This window comes from Microbacterium sp. 22242 (assembly GCF_052045495.1).
GTDB lineage: Bacteria > Actinomycetota > Actinomycetes > Actinomycetales > Microbacteriaceae > Microbacterium.
Genome location: NZ_JBQEOZ010000011.1, coordinates 67,383 through 85,090, shown reverse-complemented (window position 1 = coordinate 85,090; position 17,708 = coordinate 67,383). Strand labels below are relative to the sequence as shown.

The 17,708-nt window shown below is 72.8% G+C and carries 16 protein-coding genes; 9 read left to right on the top strand and 7 right to left on the bottom strand.

Annotated elements, in window-relative coordinates:
* Positions 1-29: 29 nt before the first annotated feature.
* The 3 genes from ACTJJZ_RS12925 to ACTJJZ_RS12915 are packed head-to-tail and all read left to right on the top strand — an operon-like array spanning position 30 to position 5,226.
* On the top strand, positions 30-1,436 hold the full coding sequence (locus ACTJJZ_RS12925) for an MFS transporter (RefSeq protein ID WP_440721595.1): 1,407 nt from the start codon (positions 30-32) through the stop codon (positions 1,434-1,436).
* Between the two features lie 14 nt (positions 1,437-1,450).
* Positions 1,451-3,658 (top strand): molybdopterin oxidoreductase family protein, encoded by a 2,208-nt coding sequence (locus ACTJJZ_RS12920; RefSeq protein WP_440721594.1) that lies wholly within the window; start codon positions 1,451-1,453, stop codon positions 3,656-3,658.
* Complete coding sequence (locus ACTJJZ_RS12915; RefSeq protein ID WP_440721593.1) at positions 3,655-5,226, top strand: FAD-dependent oxidoreductase; 1,572 nt, start codon at positions 3,655-3,657, stop codon at positions 5,224-5,226. The genes ACTJJZ_RS12920 and ACTJJZ_RS12915 overlap by 4 nt, the downstream gene beginning before the upstream one ends.
* Before the next feature lie 52 nt (positions 5,227-5,278).
* Here ACTJJZ_RS12915 and ACTJJZ_RS12910 read toward each other — a convergent pair whose 3' ends face one another.
* Genes ACTJJZ_RS12910 through nirB form a run of 3 tightly spaced genes read right to left on the bottom strand, consistent with a single transcriptional unit; the run spans position 5,279 to position 9,794 of the window.
* Positions 5,279-6,403 (bottom strand): uroporphyrinogen-III synthase, encoded by a 1,125-nt coding sequence (locus ACTJJZ_RS12910; RefSeq protein WP_440721592.1) that lies wholly within the window; start codon positions 6,401-6,403, stop codon positions 5,279-5,281.
* Positions 6,400-7,191 (bottom strand): uroporphyrinogen-III C-methyltransferase, encoded by a 792-nt coding sequence (gene cobA / locus ACTJJZ_RS12905; protein WP_440721591.1) that lies wholly within the window; start codon positions 7,189-7,191, stop codon positions 6,400-6,402. The genes ACTJJZ_RS12910 and cobA overlap by 4 nt, the downstream gene beginning before the upstream one ends.
* Positions 7,188-9,794: a nitrite reductase large subunit NirB gene (gene nirB / locus ACTJJZ_RS12900; RefSeq protein ID WP_440721590.1), complete on the bottom strand. Its 2,607-nt coding sequence runs from the start codon at positions 9,792-9,794 to the stop codon at positions 7,188-7,190. Before nirB ends, cobA begins: the two co-directional genes overlap by 4 nt.
* Before the next feature lie 215 nt (positions 9,795-10,009).
* On the opposite strand from nirB, the gene nirD reads away from it, so the two are divergent.
* The 5 genes from nirD (at position 10,010) to msrA (ending at position 13,350) form a co-directional block, all read left to right on the top strand.
* Positions 10,010-10,387, top strand: coding sequence for a nitrite reductase small subunit NirD (nirD, locus tag ACTJJZ_RS12895; RefSeq protein WP_440721589.1), 378 nt, complete (start codon positions 10,010-10,012; stop codon positions 10,385-10,387).
* 332 nt (positions 10,388-10,719) lie between these two features.
* Entirely contained in the window at positions 10,720-10,866 is a 147-nt protein-coding gene (locus tag ACTJJZ_RS12890; protein WP_440721588.1) for a hypothetical protein, read from the top strand.
* 51 nt (positions 10,867-10,917) lie between these two features.
* A complete protein-coding gene (locus ACTJJZ_RS12885) occupies positions 10,918-12,192 on the top strand; it encodes an MFS transporter (RefSeq protein WP_440721587.1) in 1,275 nt (424 codons plus the stop codon).
* Positions 12,193-12,301: 109 nt separating this feature from the next.
* Positions 12,302-12,796, top strand: coding sequence for a peptide-methionine (R)-S-oxide reductase MsrB (gene msrB, locus ACTJJZ_RS12880; protein WP_440721586.1), 495 nt, complete (start codon positions 12,302-12,304; stop codon positions 12,794-12,796).
* Positions 12,793-13,350 (top strand): peptide-methionine (S)-S-oxide reductase MsrA, encoded by a 558-nt coding sequence (gene msrA, locus ACTJJZ_RS12875; RefSeq protein WP_440721585.1) that lies wholly within the window; start codon positions 12,793-12,795, stop codon positions 13,348-13,350. Before msrB ends, msrA begins: the two co-directional genes overlap by 4 nt.
* Before the next feature lie 83 nt (positions 13,351-13,433).
* Here msrA and ACTJJZ_RS12870 read toward each other — a convergent pair whose 3' ends face one another.
* Entirely contained in the window at positions 13,434-13,907 is a 474-nt protein-coding gene (locus tag ACTJJZ_RS12870) for a carboxymuconolactone decarboxylase family protein (RefSeq protein ID WP_440721584.1), read from the bottom strand.
* A 34-nt stretch (positions 13,908-13,941) separates the two neighbouring features.
* Positions 13,942-14,373: a VOC family protein gene (locus ACTJJZ_RS12865; RefSeq protein ID WP_440721583.1), complete on the bottom strand. Its 432-nt coding sequence runs from the start codon at positions 14,371-14,373 to the stop codon at positions 13,942-13,944.
* Positions 14,374-14,466: 93 nt separating this feature from the next.
* Between ACTJJZ_RS12865 and ACTJJZ_RS12860 the strand changes: the two genes are divergently transcribed.
* Positions 14,467-15,426, top strand: a complete 960-nt coding sequence (locus ACTJJZ_RS12860) for a helix-turn-helix transcriptional regulator (RefSeq protein WP_440721582.1) — start codon at positions 14,467-14,469, stop codon at positions 15,424-15,426.
* Here the strand turns inward: ACTJJZ_RS12860 and ACTJJZ_RS12855 are convergent.
* Both ACTJJZ_RS12855 and ACTJJZ_RS12850 read right to left on the bottom strand, forming a co-directional pair.
* Positions 15,417-16,724, bottom strand: coding sequence for an ABC transporter permease (locus ACTJJZ_RS12855; protein WP_440721581.1), 1,308 nt, complete (start codon positions 16,722-16,724; stop codon positions 15,417-15,419). The genes ACTJJZ_RS12860 and ACTJJZ_RS12855 overlap by 10 nt on opposite strands.
* Positions 16,721-17,449 (bottom strand): ABC transporter ATP-binding protein, encoded by a 729-nt coding sequence (locus ACTJJZ_RS12850; RefSeq protein WP_440721580.1) that lies wholly within the window; start codon positions 17,447-17,449, stop codon positions 16,721-16,723. Before ACTJJZ_RS12850 ends, ACTJJZ_RS12855 begins: the two co-directional genes overlap by 4 nt.
* Positions 17,450-17,708 lie beyond the last annotated feature (259 nt).

The following is a 17,708-nucleotide window of genomic DNA, read 5'->3' as shown; positions in this document are numbered from 1 at the left end:
CCACACCCACCCACAGGAGGTCACCCGCCATGACCAGCACCGACACCATCCGCACTGCCACCGCGGTCCCCGACCGCCCGGCCACCCGGTCGCTCGCCTTCCTGCCCGGCCGCTGGATCGACGGGTGGGATCCCGAGGATGCGACCCAGTGGCGCGACGGCGGCGCGGCGATCGCCCGGCGCAACCTGCGCTGGTCGATCTTCGCCGAGTTCCTCGGCTTCGTGGTCTGGCAGCTGTGGTCGGTCGTGGTGGTCGCGCTGCCCGGCGCCGGCTTCCACTTCACCGTGACCCAGACGTTCTGGCTGATCTCGATCCCGAGCCTCGTCGGCGCCACGCTGCGCTTCCCGTACACGTTCATGGTGCCCCGCTTCGGCGGCAGGAACTGGACCATCGTCTCGGCGTGCCTGCTGCTGATCCCCGCGATCGGCCTCGCGCTCTGCGTCGCAGATCCGCGCACGCCGTTCCCCGTCATGCTGATCGTCGCGGGTCTCGCGGGCCTCGGCGGCGGCAACTTCGCGAGCTCGATGGCCAACATCACCTTCTTCTACCCGCAGCGCGAGAAGGGCTGGGCGCTCGGGCTCAACGCCGCCGGCGGCAACCTCGGCGCGGCCGTCGCGCAGTTCGCGGTGCCGATCGTGATCACGCTCGGCGCCGGTGCCACCCTCCAGCTGCCGCTCGCGGGGCTGGTCTGGGTGCCGCTGATCCTGATCGCGGCGCTCGGGGCGTGGCGGCGGATGGACAACCTCACGAGCGCGAAGGCCGACGCGCGGGCCTCGTTGGCCGCGCTGCGAGCCCCGGAGCTGTGGCTGATGGCGCTGCTCTACGTCGGCACGTTCGGATCGTTCATCGGCTTCTCGGGCGTGTTCCCGAAGCTCATCGCCGACCAGTTCCCGGCGTTCAGCGCCTTCCCGCTCGGCGGGGCCACGCTGTCGCTCGCGTTCGTCGGCGCTCTGGTCGGATCGCTCGCGCGGCCGATCGGCGGTCGCCTCGCGGATCGGTTCGGCGGCAGCACCATCACGATCGCGTCCTTCGTGGTGATGGCGCTGGGCGCGCTGGCCGTGATCCTCACGCTTCCGCTGGGCAGTTTCTGGCTGTTCCTGCTCTTCTTCCTGGTGCTGTTCGTCGCCAGCGGCGCGGGCAACGGCGCCACCTACCGGATGATCCCCACCCTGTTCGCGCTGCGGTCGGGAGCGGCGGACGGGACCGCCTCGGCGGGCGACGTCTCCGCGCAGCGCACGGCCGCGGCGGCGCTCGGGATCGTCTCCGGCCTCGGCGCGTACGGCGGCTTCGTGATCCCGCAGGTCCTCGGCCTGTCCAAGTCGACGACGGGAGGCTACGCGGCCGGGCTCAGCTGGTTCGTCGTCGCCTACGTCGTCCTGCTCGCCGTCACCGTCGCGATCGCCGTGCGCGGCCGGCGTCGCGGCGTACGGATCTGACGGCGGGCGGATCCATGCCGGTCCCGAACACCGTGGCGCAGACGCACTGCCCGTACTGCGCGCTGCAATGCGCGATGACTCTCACCCCGACGCCGGGCGGACCCACCCCGGTCGTCGTGGAGGGGCGGGCGTTCCCGACCAACCGCGGCGGGCTGTGCAAGAAGGGCTGGACCTCGGCGGAGCTCCTCGACGCACCGGGACGCCTGACGACCCCGCTGGTCCGGGACGATGGCGGGCTGCGGCCGGCCACCTGGGACGAGGCGCTCGACCGCCTGGTGGCCGGGATCACCGCGATCCGCCGGGAAGACGGTCCCGACGCCGTGGGCGTGTTCGGGGGCGGCGGCCTCACCAACGAGAAGGCCTATCTGCTCGGCAAGTTCGCCCGCGTCGCCCTCGGCACCTCCCGCATCGACTACAACGGCCGTTTCTGCATGTCCTCCGCGGCGGCCGCGGGCAACCGCGCCTTCGGCGTCGACCGCGGACTGCCGTTCCCCGTGACCGACCTCGACGACGCCGACACGATCCTGCTGCTCGGCTCGAACGTCGCGGCGACCATGCCCCCGCTGCTGTCCCACCTCGCGGGAGCACGGGCCGCGGGAGGCCTGATCGTGGTCGATCCACGCCGCTCGCAGACGGCCGAGCTCACCGCCGAGGGCGCGGGCCTGCACGTGCAGCCCGCACCGGGCACGGATCTCGTGGTGCTGCTCGGACTGACGCACCTCGTCATCGCGGAGGGCCTCGCCGACGACGCCTATCTCGAGGAGCGCACGACGGGCTTCGACGCGGTGCGTCGCAGCGTCGCCTCCTGGTGGCCGGAACGCGTTCAGGAGCACACGGGGGTGCCGGTCGGCCTGCTGCGCGAGGTCGCGCGCAGGATCGCCCGCGGACGCGGCACGTACATCCTCACCGGGCGGGGCGTCGAACAGCACGTCGACGGCACCGACACCGCGACGGCCGCGATCAACCTCGCCCTGGTCCTCGGCCTCCCCGGCAGGCCCGGCTCCGGCTACGGGACGCTGACCGGTCAGGGCAACGGCCAGGGTGGCCGCGAGCACGGCCAGAAGTGCGACCAGCTCCCCGGCTACCGGAAGATCGCGGATCCCGAGCACCGCGCGGCGATCGCCGCAGTGTGGGGCGTCGACCCGGACAGCCTGCCCGGACCGGGCGTGCCCGCGGTCGAGCTGCTTCAGCTCATGGGTGCTGAGGGAGGGATCCGCGCGCTCCTCGTGCACGGGGCCAACGTCGTGGTGTCCGGTCCCGACGCCGGCGCGATCCGGGCGGGGCTCGCCGCGCTCGACCTGCTGGTCGTGTGCGACTTCGTGCTGTCGGAGACCGCGGCGCTCGCCGACATCGTGCTGCCGGTCACCCAGTGGGCCGAGGAGGAGGGCACGATGACGAACCTCGAAGGAAGGGTCATCCGGCGCCGTCGCGCGATCGCGCCGCCCCCTGGGGTGCGCAGCGAGCTCGACGTGCTCGCCGAGCTCGCCCGCCGGCTCGGCGCGCCGTCCGCGTGGCCCACCGAACCCGCCGTGGTCTTCGACGAGCTCGCCCGCGCATCCGCCGGCGGCGTCGCCGACTATTCCGGGCTGAGCCACAGCCTGCTCGACGAGCAGGACGAGGCCGGTATCGCGGCGCACTGGCCGTATCCGGAGGGATCCGCGGGGACCCCGCGCCTCTTCCTCACCCGCTTCGGCCACGACGACGGCCGCGGCAGGCTCGTCGCCGTGAAGCCTGCGCACGCCGAACGCATCCAGGACGAGGCTCGGCCGCTCGCGCCGGGAAATCTGACGCTCATCACCGGCCGACTCCTGGAGCACTACCAGTCCGGCGCGCAGACCCGCCGGGTGCCCGAGCTGGCGTCCGCGCAGCCTCGGGCCCAGGCCGAGCTGCACCCGGCGACCGCCGCCCGCCTCGGCATCGCGGACGGCGACGAGGTCGTGCTGCGCAGCGCGCGCGGCACGGCCGAGGCCGTCGCGCGGCTCACCGAGGGCATCCGCATGGACACGGTGTTCCTGCCGTTCCACTTCCCTGAGACGCAGAGCGCGAACCTGCTCACCGGTGCGGTCGTGGATCCGATCTCGGCGATGCCGGAGTTCAAGCGCACGACCGTCACGGTCACCGCGGCCCGCCGCGATGCGCGGCCGCCTGTGCTCGGGCCGGTCCGCGAGACCGGTCCCGTCCCTGTCCCTGGAGACCCCACGCGTGAGGAGGAGGCGGCATGACTCGACCGCTGCGCATCGTGCTCATCGGATACGGACCTGTGGGTGCCCGCTTCGTCGAGGAGATGCTCCCGGCCGTCGCGGCGGGGCAGGCGACCCTCGTCGTGCTCGGCGCGGAGGGGGAGGACGCCTACAACCGTGTGCTGCTCGCCGAGTACGCCGTCGGCGCGACCGGCCGCGACCGGCTGGAGCTCGGCGACACCGAGGCCGCCCGTGCCGACGGCGTCGAGATCCGCCTCGCCGAGACGGCCGTCGGCATCGACCGCGACCGCCAGCGGGTGCGGACGTCCGGCGGCGAGGAGTTCCCCTACGACCGTCTCGTGCTCGCCACCGGATCCCGCGCGAACATCCCCACGCTCGACGGCCTGCAGCGCACCCGCCCCGCGCGCGACGTCGCGCCGACGCCCGATCTCGACCGCGGGCCGCGGCCGCTCCCCGCCGGCGTCGTCGCCCTCCGCGACCTGTCCGATGCGGACGCGGTCGCGCCGGTCGTCGCCGGAGGCGGCATGATCGTCGTGCTCGGTGCCGGCGTGCTCGGCATGGAGTTCGCGCTTCTCGCCGCCGAGCACGGCGCTGAGGTGGTCGTCGTGCACCACGGCGCGACGCCGATGGCGCGCAACCTCGACGACGCCGGCGGCCGGATGCTCGCCCGCGCCGCCCGCGCCGCGGGCATCGGCATGGCCGCGCACGCCCGCGCCGAGGGCATCGAGGTCCGCGACACGATCGCCGGGCCCGTGTTCGACGGGATCTCGTGTGCCGACGGCACCTACATCCGCGGCGATCTGCTCGTGCTGTCCTGCGGGGTCGCGCCGCGGGTCGAGCTGGCGCTCGCATCCGGGCTGGCCTGTGCGACCGGCGTGCTCGTGAACGAGGAGCTGCGCACCTGGACGGACCCCGACGTCTTCGCGATCGGCGACTGCGCGCAGCCGGCGGATCCGGACGACGCGGACGGATCCGGGCGGGTGCCCGGCGCGCCGAGCGGGCTCATCGGGCCCGGCTGGCGGCAGGCCGCGGCCGTCGCCTCCCGGCTGCGCGCGGAAGCGGCGGGATCCTCCGCGGGTCTCGACGCGACCGTCGTCCTGCACGAGCGGCCCACGGCCGTCATGCTCAAGGCGACCGGGATCGACGTGGTCTCCGGCGGGGACCACTCCGCCGACCCCTGGGACGCGTCGCACGAGGTGAGCGTGTGGATGGACGCCGCACGCGGCGCCTACCTCAAGACGGTCGTCAGCGGGGGAGCGCTGACCGGGTTCGTCGCGGTCGGGCTGCCGCAGGGCGGCGCCGAGCTCACGCTGCTGTACGAGCGCAGGGCGGGGCTGCCGGCCGAGCCTTCCGCACTGCTGCGGCTCGATGCGGCGGACGCCGGATCGACCGCGGCGGCAGAGGATCCGCTCGGCCCGGAGGCGACCGTCTGCTGGTGCAACGGCGTCACGGCCGGGCGGATCGCCGACGCGGTCTCGTCCGGGTGCGGGACCGTGGAGCAGGTCGGGAAGCAGACCAGGGCCGGCACGGGGTGCGGAGGGTGCCGCGGGCGCATCGCCGCTCTCCTCGCCGTCGCACCGGTCGGGTGAGCCGGGGTCCGGGCGCACGTCCGAAGGCGGTCGGTGCGCCCGAACCCCGGCGTCAGACGTCGAGCCGGTACCCGCGCTTGACGACCGTCGCCACCAGGCCGGGGGTCGCCAGGCTCTGCCGCAGCCGGCTGAGCGAGACCTCCATGGTGTGGTCGTCGCCGTCGAGGATGCGTGCGAGGTCGTGCCGGGGCACCACGGCGCCCTTCGCCGCGACCAGGGCGCGGAACAGCGCGAGCGAGCTCGGCGTCAGCCGGACGGGCCTGCCCGCGACCATCGCGATGCTGCCGCGCAGCGCGACCTCGCCGTGGCGGGTGAGCACGCGGCGCGTCGACCGCTCCTCCAGGTGCTCGCAGACGAGCCGGATCAGCGCGCCCATGCGGTAGCGATCCGGCTGCAGGGGCTCGATCCCGGCGCTCGCGAGGGGCACCGACGTCACGGGTCCGACACTCGCCGCGACCACGTCGTCCCGGAACGCCTCCGTCATCTCGGCGTAGCGGCCTCGGGCCAGAGCGGCCAGAAGGAGCCCGTCCACGGCGGGAGCGCTGGTGAAGGTGACGCAGTCCAGCTGGCGCGCGGCGATCGCGTCGATCAGCCGTGTGGCGCGGTCGTCGTCGTCCTCCGCGTTCGACCAGGTGTACGGCGCCACGGTCAGCACCCGGTCCCCGGCGGCGCCGAGGCGGCGCAACTGGCCCTCGTCGGTCTGGCCGTGCAGCTGCACGGCCACCGTGATCCCGGCCGGCTGCTCGGCGAGCACCTTGCCGACCAGGGAGGCCGTGGTCTCCTCGTCGCTCATCCCGGCGTCGTCGAGCCCGGCGGCACGCACCGCGCCCCGCGCCTTCGGCCCGCGCACCAGGATCGTGGAGGCGGCGAGCGCACGCTGCAGCTCTTCACCGAGCCCGGCCGCGTCGGCGACCTCGAACCAGCGCCGCATGCCGTAGCTCGTTGTCGCGAGCAGCACGTCGGGCGCCGCCGCGATGATCCTGCGCGTGTCGGCGATGATCGGCGCGTCGTCCGCGGCGTAGTGCATGTGCACGGTGGGCGCATGCAGGACGGCGGCGCCGCGACGCTCGAACGCGTCGATCAGATCCGCGGAGCGCCGGTCGCTGGTGACTCCGATGCGGAAGCCGGAGAGCTGATCGCCGAAGGCCGCGGCGCGCGCCCTCTCCTCCTGCGTCATCGCGCTCGTCCGTCGTCGAGCACGGCCCCGGCGCCGGCCAGGGCTGCGGACGCCTCGACGTCGCCGTCGCGCGCCAGCCGCACCACCTCGCCGATCACGACGACGGCGGGGGAGACCACGCCCGCCCGCTCCGCCACGGCGCGCGCGGTCGCGAGCTCGGCGAAGGTGGTGCGCTGGGCGGCGGCGAAGCCGCGCTCCACGACGGCGACCGGAATCGTCGCGGCCATCCCGAAGCGCTGCAGGCCCGCGGTGATCGAGGGGAGGTTCGAGACGCCCATCAGGATCACGATCGTGCCGCCCAGCCCGGCCAGGTGCTCGAGCTCGGCGTCCGACAGCGGGGCGTGCCCCGAGACGACGGTGAACAGCCGGGAGACCTCACGATGCGTCACGGGGATCCCGGCGGCTCCCGGCACGGCGATCGCGCTGGTCACTCCCGGCACGACGCGCACCGGGATGCCGGCGCGGCGGCAGGCCTCGGCCTCCTCGCCGCCCCTCCCGAACACGAACGGATCGCCGCCCTTGAGTCGCACGACGCGTGCGCCGGCCTGAGCGTGCGCGACGAGGAGACGCTCGATCTCCTGCTGCGGGATCGGATGGTGCCCCGGCCGCTTGCCCACGTCGATCAGGGCGGCGCCCGGCGCGAGCTCGGCGAGGGCCTGGTGCGGGGCGAGCCGGTCGAACAGCACGACGTCGGCCTCGCCGAGCGCGCGCACCGCGGCGACCGTGAGGAGGTCGGGATCGCCAGGACCGCCGCCGACCAGCGTGACGGATCCCCGCCCGGCGGTCATGCGCCGCCCCCCGTGACGCCGGAGCCGGAAACCGTGTCGGGATCGAGGTCGGAGCGCAGCGGGATCCTGGCGCCTGCCACGAGCACCGCGCCCTGCGCGCGCTCCTCGACGGTGGCGGGGCGGCGCTGGCCGCGCTCCTCGACACGGGCGATCGACGGATCCGCCTCTCCCGGGGCGTTCACGAACGAGCGGAACCGGCGCAGGCGCTCGGGATCGCGCAGCGTCGCCGCCCACTCGTCCTCATACGTGTCGACGTGCCGCGCCATGGCGGCCTCGAGCTCGGCGGCGAGGCCGAGGGAGTCGTCCACCACGACCTCCCGGACGTGGTCCACGCCGCCGTCGAGCTCCTCCATCCAGCGGGCGGTGCGCTGCAGCCGGTCGGCGGTGCGGATGTAGTACATCAGGTAGCGGTCGATGTAGCGCACCAGGGTCTCGTCGTCCAGGTCGGAGGCGAGCAGCTGCGCGTGCGCCGGCTGGAAGCCGCCGTTGCCGCCGACGTACAGGTTCCATCCCTTGTCCGTGGCGATCACGCCGACGTCCTTGCCGCGCGCCTCCGCGCACTCGCGCGCACAGCCGGACACCCCGAACTTGAACTTGTGCGGGCCGCGCAGCCCGCGGTAGCGCAGCTCGAGGCCGACCGCCATGCCGACCGAGTCCTGCACGCCGTAGCGGCACCAGGTCGAGCCGACGCAGCTCTTCACGTTGCGCAGCGCCTTGCCGTACGCCTGCCCTGACTCGAAGCCCGCGTCGACCAGCCGCCGCCAGATGTCGGGCAGCTGATCCAGCCGCGCCCCGAACAGGTCGATCCGCTGTCCGCCGGTGATCTTGGTGTACAGGTCGAAGTCGGTGGCGACCTGCGCGATCACGGCGAGCTTCTGCGGGGTGATCTCCCCGCCGGGGATCCGCGGGACGACCGAGTAGGTGCCGTCCTTCTGCATGTTGGCCAGCGCGCGGTCGTTCGTGTCCTGCAGCGGGCCGAGGCCGCCGTCGAGCGGGTACTGCCCGTGCTGGCTGGCCAGGATCGAGCCGACGGCGGGCTTGCAGATGTCGCAGCCGCGTCCCCGCCCGAGCAGGCCGAGCGTGTCCTCCCAGCTGGACAGGCCGCGCACCCTGATCGACTCGAACAGCTCCTGGCGGGACAGGTCGAAATGCTCGCAGAGCGCGCGCGAGACGGTGGCGCCGGCGGCGGTGAGCTCCGCCTCGAGCAGCTTCTTCACGAGCGGCACGCACGATCCGCACTGGGTGCCGGCGCGGGTGCAGGTCTTCAGGGCGCCGAGCTCGTGGCAGCCCTCGCCGACCGCCGCGCGCACCGCGCCGGCGGTGACGTTGTTGCACGAGCAGACGAACGCGTCGTCCGGGAGGGAACCGCCGGCGGGCGGCTCCGCGCCGGCCGCCGAGAGGTAGGCCGCGGGCTCCGCGTCGAGCTCGCGGCCGAGCAGGGGCCTGAGGCCGGCATAGGGGGCGGCGTCGCCGACGAACACCCCGCCGAGCAGCGTCCTGGCGTCGTCGCTCACGACGAGCTTCTGGTACAGCCCGCGGGCGGGATCCGCGTACACGATCTCGAGCGCGCCGGGCTCGCGGCCGAAGGCGTCGCCGAAGCTCGCGACATCCACCCCGGAGAGCTTGAGCTTGGTCGCGTCGTCCACCGTCGTGAACGTCGCGTCCCCGCCGAGCAGGCGGTCAGCGACCGTCTCCGCCATGGCGTTGGCGGGCGCGACCAGCCCGATCGTGCGGCCGTCGATGGCCGCCACCTCGCCGATCGCCCAGATCGAGGGATCCGACGTCCGGCACGCCTCGTCGACGATCACGCCGCCGCGCTCCGCGGTCTCGATCCCGGCCGCCCTGGCCAGCTCGTCGCGGGCGCGGATCCCGATCGCGAACACGACGATGTCCGCGGGCACCCGGCGCCCGTCCGTGCAGCGCACCGAGACCGGAAGGCCGTCCTCCCCGCACTCGATCCGCTGCGGTCGCGTGCCGAGGTGCAGGTCCACGCCGCGGGCCGCGATGAGCCGGCCCAGGGCCTGTCCCGCGCCCTCGTCGAGCTGGGCGGACATGAGCCAGCCGCCGGAATGGATGATCACGGCCTCCGCGCCGAGCGCGGCGACCCCGCCGGCCGCCTCCAGGCCGAGCAGACCGCCGCCGGCGACCGCGACCCGGGGCGTGCGCCCGAGCCGCTGCCGCAGCTCGGTGACCTCCGCGACGAGCGCGTCGACGTCGTCGATCGTGCGGTACACCCGCGCGGTCTCGGCGCCGGGGATGTCCGGGACGGGGGCCGAGGATCCGGTGGCGAGCACGAGGTCGTCGTATCCGAGCACCGCGCCGTCCGAGGTCGTGACCGTCTTGCCCGCCCGGTCGATCGCGGTGACGGCCTCCCCGACGCGCAGCGATACGGATTCGGCCTCCCACGGCGAGGCCGGTTCGAGGGTGAGATCGACCGTGCCGTCGGCGAGGCGCTTGCTCAGCTGCACCCGGTCGTAGGGGAGGTACGGCTCTTCGGCGACGACGACGATCGACCGTCCTCCTGCGCCACGGGACACGAGCGCGTCCACGAGCCGGTGCGCGGCGGGGCCGCCTCCCACGATGAGCGTGCGTCGGTTCGTCATGCGGTGCTCTCCTCCTGTCGGCGGACGCTGTGAGGACCGGGATCCCCTGCGCCGCGTCCCCCGAGCGTATGAGCGCCGGATTTCCCGGCCGTTTCGTCGAGGTAACCGCCCGTTAACACGGCCCCACAACCGGCGCCGCCGGATGTGAGAGGTCTTTCACGCGGCTGTTACACGAGCCGACCGCGGCGGAAACACACGGCTCCTAGCGTCGGAGCATGACGATCCTGCAGAGCTTCCCGAGCCCGGTCCTCCCGCGCACCGAGTGGGTGCGCGCCTGCCGCGTCGACGACCTCGAGCCGTCCTGGGGAGAGGCGGTGCTGCTGCGGATGCGCCAGATCGCCCTGTTCCTCGTGGGACCGCGTGAGGTGTACGCGGTCGACCACGAGGATCCTGCGGTCGGCGCACCCGTCATGGCGCGCGGAATCGTGGGGTCGCGCGGAGACAGGGTCACGGTCGCGTCTCCGCTGCACAAGGAGGTCTACGACCTCGGCACGGGCGAGTGCTTCTCCGACCCCTCGCTGCTGCTGCGCACCTTCCGCACCCGCATCGTGGGCGGCTTCATCGAGGTCGAGCTGGCGGACGACGGGAGCTGATCCCGCATCGGGACTCGCTTCGCTCAGGGGCATCTCCGGGGAGGCCACCGGGTGACCCCATCCCTTCAGCCGCAGGTGCCGGCGTAGCATCGGCGACATGCGTCGACAACAGGTGCTGCTGCGCGTCGGGTGGCTCTGCCTGGCCGCCGTCAGCCTGGGCATCCTCGGGTTCGGGCTGATCGTCGCGGTCGCGCCGATGGGGGGCTGACACGCTCCTCTATCGCGCCGACGGGCTGGCGTCGATCGGCCTGGGGCTCTTCGGCGGCCTGATCGCGGTCCTCCCATACCGCCGCGGTGAGCGATGGGCGTGGGCCGCGCTCTGGTTCTATCCCGTGTTCTGGGCGCTTCATCTCGTCGGCGGCCTTCCCCCTGGCACCGACCACGTCCATCAGATCATGTTCATCGTGCTGTCTCTCGGGGGGCTGCTGCTGCCGATCCGGGCGTTCTTCGGCGCCGCGCGCTCGCCGCGCGCCGTCTGATCGGACCCGTGGCGGAGGCGGCCGACGCGCCGTCGCCGATACAGTGACGCGGTGACGAACGCTCAGGATCCGATCGCCGCGCCGCCCGCCCGGACGCCGAGTCGCGGCGCCCCGCCGTGGCGGGAGCCGGGCATGCCCGCGCTGCTGATCATGACGACGTTCGCATTCGCCGGCTTCGCCGTGATGCTGCCCGTCGCCCCCATGCACATGGTGGCGCTCGGCGGCGACGAGTTCCTCGCCGGGCTCGTGAACGCGGTGCTGATGACGGCGACGATCCTCACGCAGCTCGTCGTCGAGCGGATGCGCGCGCGGATCGGCTGGCCCGTCAGCCTCGCTCTCGCCTGCCTGCTGCTCGGCCTGCCCGCGCTCCTCGAGCTCCTCGCCAGCGCGCCAGGCCAGGTGCTCGCGCTCGCCGCCGCGCGCGGCATCGGGTTCGGGATCATCACGGTGAGCGGATCCTCGGCGATCGGGGCGCTGTTCCCGCCCCGGCGCCGCGGACGCGCGGTCGGCGTCTACGGGCTCGCGGTGGCCGTGTCGCAACTCGCGCTCACGCCGATCGCGCCGTGGATCGCGGACCGGGCCGGCCTGCCGGTCGCGCTCGCGATCGCCGGGCTGCCGCTCCTCGGGATCCCGTTCGCGATCTCCGCCGGCGCCTCGATCGCGCGGCACACGAGAGCCTCGGCTGCGGCGGCCGTCGCGAGCGCGGCATGCGCGGGGGAGGCGGAGCGGCCGGAGAGCCTGCGCGAGGAGGGCCGGATCCTCAGCCGGATCGCGAGGCCGATCCTCGCGCTCACCGTCGTCACCTGCGCGGGCGGGGCGATCACGACGTTCACGGCGCAGTTCGTCCCGGACGCGACGCTCACGGTCGTCGCCCTGTTCGTCTACACGGCCGCGGCGATGTTCGCCCGCTGGCTGGCCGGCGGCCTCGCCGACCGCTTCGGTGCGGCACGGTTCATCCTTCCCGGTGTCGCGCTCGCCGCCGTCGGCCTGAGCGCCATCGCCGCGGGCATCTCCGGGATCACCGGGCCGGCCGCGCCGACCGTGCTCGTCGCCGGCGCGCTCTTCGTCGGCACCGCGTTCGGCGTCATGCAGAACGTCACACTCGTGCGCGCGTTCGAGCTGGGAGGAGAACACGCGAAAGGGCTGGCGAGCACGGCCTGGAACGTGGCGTTCGACGCGGGCACCGGCATCGGCGCGCTCGCGATCGGCGCGCTCGCCGCGGGAACCTCCTTCACCGTGTCGTTCCTGGCGCTGACCGCGCTGAACGTCGTAGTCGGTGTCGTCCTGCACTTCGTCGGCCGCCGCACGTCGCGTGCGCGCCGCTGAGCCACGCAGAACTCACAGCCCCGGCACAGCTTCGCGGGACCAAAACGGCGGGTGCGCACGTTCTTCCTGATGTCGCCGCAGCCAGCGGCGGCAGCAGAGGAGCATCACGATGAATCCCACCGACTACCGCAAGACCCCCGAGGCGCTGGACGCCCTCACGCCGCACCAGTACCGAGTGACGCAGGAGGGCGGCACCGAGCCGGCGTTCCGCAACGAGTACTGGGACAACCACGAGCAGGGCATCTACGTCGATGTCGTGTCCGGGCAGCCGCTGTTCTCGTCCACGGACAAGTTCGACAGCGGAACCGGCTGGCCGAGCTTCACGCGGCCGATCGACGCCGCGGCCGTCTCGACGGCGACGGACCGCACGTTCGGCATGGTCCGGACCGAGGCGGTCTCCACCGGTGCCGGCAGCCATCTCGGGCACGTCTTCGACGACGGCCCACGCGAGGCCGGCGGCCTGAGATACTGCATGAACTCGGCGGCGCTGCGCTTCGTGCCCGTCGCCGAGCTCGAGGAGCAGGGCTACGGCGCGTACCGTGGACTGTTCGACACCCACCCCCGCACATCCGACCAGAACAGCACAGAGGAGCACGCATCATGACCAGCGGAACCGCCGACACCGGATCCATCACCCGCGTTCCGGGCGCAGAGACGGCCGTCCTCGCCGGCGGCTGCTTCTGGGGGATGGAGGACCTGATTCGCCGCCAGCCCGGTGTGCTCGGCACGCGCGTCGGCTACACCGGCGGCAGCAACGACCACGCCACCTACCGGAACCATCCGGGCCACGCGGAGGCCGTCGAGATCGTGTTCGACCCGGCGAAGACGACCTACCGCGACATCCTCGCGTTCTTCTTCCAGATCCACGACCCGTCCACGCTGAACCGCCAGGGCAACGACATCGGCACGAGCTACCGGTCGGCCATCTTCCCGCTCAGCCCCGAGCAGGAGCAGGTCGCCCGCGACACGATCGCCGATGTCGACGCGTCCGGGCTGTGGCCGGGTGAGGCGGTGACCACGATCGAGCCCGCGGGCCCGTTCTGGGAGGCCGAGCCCGAGCACCAGGACTACCTCGTGCGCTACCCCGAGGGCTACACCTGCCACTTCCCGCGCGCCGGCTGGGTGCTGCCGCGGCGGGATGAGGCCGTCGCGCAGTAGCCGCACCACCGTCGGGCCCGTCGGATCATCCGGCGGGCCCGACGCACGCGCCCTCTTCGCGGCGCGGCCGCCGGACGCCGGGGTCAGCGGATGACGTGGCCGTCGGCGTCGCGAGGGCGCACCGGGTGCTCGCTGAGGATCGAGATGCGGTTGAACATGTTGATCGTGACGGCGACCCATTCCGCGCCGGCGAAGGCGTGGTCGCCGAGCACACCGCGCGCGGCGGCGAGATCGCCGCGGGAGTCCTCGGTGAGCGGCATCCGGGTCGCGGCCTCGGCGATCGCCAGGACGGCGCGCTCGCGCTCCGTGTAGAGCGTGGACTCGCGCCACGCCGGCAGCAGGTCGAGCTTCTGCTGCGTGATCCCGGCGGAACGGGATTCGCGCGCGTGCAGGTCGAGGCAGAAGGCGCAGCCGTTGAGCTGCGATGCGCGCATCTTGATGAACTCGGTCTCGGCCACGGTCAGCCCGTGCTCGAGAGCGGCCTTCGACACCACGTCCGAATACGCGGACGCGGCCTTCCAGACGTCGGGGGCTGCCTTGTCCAGATACGGGCGCATGGGGGTCCTCTCGTGCGGCGGATGCTCGACCACTTCAACGTACCGCGGACCTCCACGTGTTCCCGGCGGCACGGGCTGAGCGGTCCCGTGCTGCGGCGCTCACCGGCACGAAGAAGTTGATCAGATTGCCGTCGGGGTCGCGCAGCAGCAGTGATCGGTTGCCCCAGGGCATCTCCGTCGGCGGCAGGACGATCTCGTCGACGATCCCGCGGAGCGCCTCGAACACACGATCGACGTCGTCGACGCGGAAGTCGAGGACGACGCTGCGGTTGGCTCCGGCCTCCGCCGCTCCGTTCCCGAGAAGCGGCACCGTGCTCGTGCTGGCGATCGCGAGCGTGCCGGACGGGGTGCGCAGCTCGGCGAACAGCGGGTGCACGCGCTCTGCGACGAGACCGGTGATGCTCTCGTAGAACGCGACGAGGCGATCGACGTCGTCGGTGAAGATTCGGGTGGCGGTGAGTTGCATGGGTCCTCCAGTTCGGTGCGCACCGGCGGTGCGTCGGACGTTCACGCTACGTTCGATGGCGGACAGAATCCGACCTCTTTGAGAGGAATGCGCATGCCCGCCCCCACCGCCCGCGTGCTGCAGCTGCTCGAGCTGCTGCAGTCCGCCGAGCTGCGCGGTGCCCGAGAGCTCGCCGAGCGGCTCGACGTGGACGAGCGCACCGTGCGCCGCTACGTCCGGCACCTCGTCGACCTGGACATCCCCGTCGAGACCGTGCGCGGCCGCTATGGCGGGTATCGGATCGCGGCGGGGTTCCGCATGCCGCCGCTCATCCTGACCGATGCCGAGGCGGTTGCGGTCGTGGTGGGCCTGCACCTGGCGCAGACGGCCGGGGAGCCGGATCTGGCAGCGCGGACCGCGACGTCCAAGATCCTCCGCTCGCTGCCGGTCGAGTCGGCCCGGCGACTGGATCCGCTCCTGGAGACAGCGGTCTTCGGGGGAGCGGATGCGGTGCCGGCGGCGGGCGTGCTGCTCACGGTGGCAGACGCCGTGCGATCCCGTCGCCGGCTCGACGTGCGATATCGCGGGCGGGAGGGCGCGCCGTCCCGGCGCACGATCGAGCCCTACGACGTCGTCGCGCACGCGGGGCACTGGTATCTGGTCGGGCGCGACACCGCGCTGGATGACGAGCGCACCTTCCGGATCGACCGGATCGAGACGGCGCGGGTCGCCGCCGGATCCTTCGAACCGCCCCGCCGCGACGCCCGAGCGCACCTCGTGCGCGGCTTCGCGGAGGCCGATCTGCGCTGGCGGGTGGTGCTGCGGATCCGCGCGACCGAGGAGCGGATCCGCGCCGTCCTCCCCGAGAGCGTCGCCATCCTGGAGCGTCTCGAGGAGGGCGGATCCGTCGCACATCGTGCGGTGATCCGGGCCGAGCGTCTGGACTGGCTGCCGGCGGTCGTCGTCGCGCTCGGCGTCGAGGTGATCGTGGAAGGGCCGCAGGAGCTCCGCGACCTGCTGGCCGAGGCCGCGGAACGCCTGCGCGCAGCGGCGGAATCCGCCGGCTACTCGTAACGGAGCGACTCGACCGGATCCTGACGCGCCGCCCGCGCCGCCGGCAGCGTGCCGGCGAGGAACGCGATCACCATGACCAGGACGATCACGGAGATCACGGACGGCGCGTCGAACGCGACCAGCTGCAGCCCGGACAGTCCGGACAGCACCGTGCGCCCGAGGATCCGGCTGACCACCCCGCCCACGAGCATGCCCACCAGCACGCCGAGTGCGCTGCCGAGGAAGCCGATGAACGTCGCCTCGAGGCTGAACAGCCCGAACACGCGCCCCGAGCCCATGCCCATCGCCTTCATCAGGCCGATCTCGCGGGTGCGCTCCTGCACCGACATGTAGAGCGTGTTGATGATGCCGAAGCTCGCCGCGAGCAGTGCGATGATCGCGAACGCGTTGAGCACCAGCACGATCCCGTCGATCACGGTCTTGAACGTGCCGAGCTGCTGCTGGACCGTGGTCGAGGTGTAGCCGGCGCTGCTGAGCCGGTCCTGCAGCGCGGTGACCTGCGCGGGGGAGGACGAGTTCGCGAACCAGACGTGCGCCTGCGTGTACCGGTTCTGCTGGGCCGGCTGCACGCCGGTCTGCTGCGCGGAGTAGAGTGCGTTGGTGAGCGCGTCGTTGGGGAGCATGCTCGCGGTGCCGCCGGTCAGGCTGAACGTCGACTCTGAGACGCCCGAGATCGTGGCCTCGATCGTGTGCGCACTGCGGGTGGCGTCGGTGACGGCGAGCGTGACGGTCTTGCCGACGGCGTCGGCGGCGCTGGAGAAGCCCAGCGGCGTGACGAAGTCGGTGGGCAGGGCGAGCTGCAGGGCCGTGGCCGAGTCGTCGGGCGCAGCACCGGCCGCGAGCTTCACACTCTGGCCGGCCACGAGGCTGCCCGCGCTGATCACGTACTTCTTGCCGCCGTCGAACTGGATGTAGTCCACGGACACGGCGCGCACGGGCTTCACATCGGTGACCCCGCTGATCTTCGCCAGCGCGTCCAGATCGCTCTGCGCGAGCACGGCGACTGTTCCGGGACCGACGCGCCCGCCGCCCGCCGACGCCGTGTTCGGGTCGTATTCGCGCGGCGCGGTGCTGCCGGGGGCAGGGGCGGTGTCCGCCTTCTTCGTCACCGTCAGCACGTCGCTCGCGCCGAACCCGGAGACCGTGTCGTCGATGTAGCGGTTGATGCCGGTGCCGAGACCGTTGGTGATGGTGAGCGTGAAGGCGCCGACGAAGATCGCGAGGATCGTCAGCGTCGTGCGGGTCTTGGACCGGAACGTGCCGGCGACCGCGCTGCCGATGAGGTCGAGGGCCTTCATGCCGCCACCTCCTCGATCAGCCCGTCCTTGATGTGCACGCGTCGGTCGCACCGCGCAGCGAGGTCCTCGTCGTGGGTGACGATGACGAGCGTGATCCCGTGGTCGCGGTTGAGGGCGAACAGGATGTCCTCGACGACCGCGCCCGTCACGGAGTCGAGGTTGCCCGTCGGCTCGTCGGCGAAGATGATCCGCGGATCGTTCACCAGTGCCCGGGCGATCACCGTGCGCTGCTTCTGGCCGCCGGAGAGGTTCACGGCCTTGTTCCGCGCCTTGTCGGCGAGGTCGAGCTGCTCCAGTGCGGCCATGCCGCGTCGCCGGCGCTCACCCGCCCCGACGCCCGCGATCTTCAGCGGCAGCACGACGTTCTCGAGCACGCTCTGGTTCGGCGTGAGGAAGAACTGCTGGAACACGAAGCCGAACGTCTTGTTGCGGATCCGGTTCAGCGCGGATCCCTTCAGCGTCGCCGTGTGCTGCCCGCTCAACGCGATGGCTCCGCTGGTCGGCTCGTCCAGTAGCGCCATCAGGTGCATCAGGGTGGACTTGCCCGACCCCGACTTGCCGATGATCGCGATGCTCTCGCCGTCCGCGATGTCCAGGCTCACCCCCTTCAGCGCGTCGAAGCGCCCGCTGCCGCGGCCGTAGGACTTGCGCACGTCGCGCACGGAGATCACGGGGGTGGACGACGCCGCGTCGGTGGACACGGCGTCAGGTGCAGGGGGCGTCATTCGGGCTCCAGGAGTTTGTGGCGGATCCGCCGTGTTCAGGATCCTCGGAAGTCGAGCTGCCCGCATCGTCTCAGGGGAGGAAATGCGTGTACTGCGAGCGGGGTACGCGTCCGCCGGATCGCGGGTGTTCCCGCGTGGTCATGACCTTCCTCCCGGTGCGTCACCGCACGTGCTTCCGGACTGCGCGGCTGTCGGTTTCCACAGGCGTGAGCGCCCCTCCGGGAGGCGGTCTGGGCCACGGTCTCCGAACCTCCGCTGG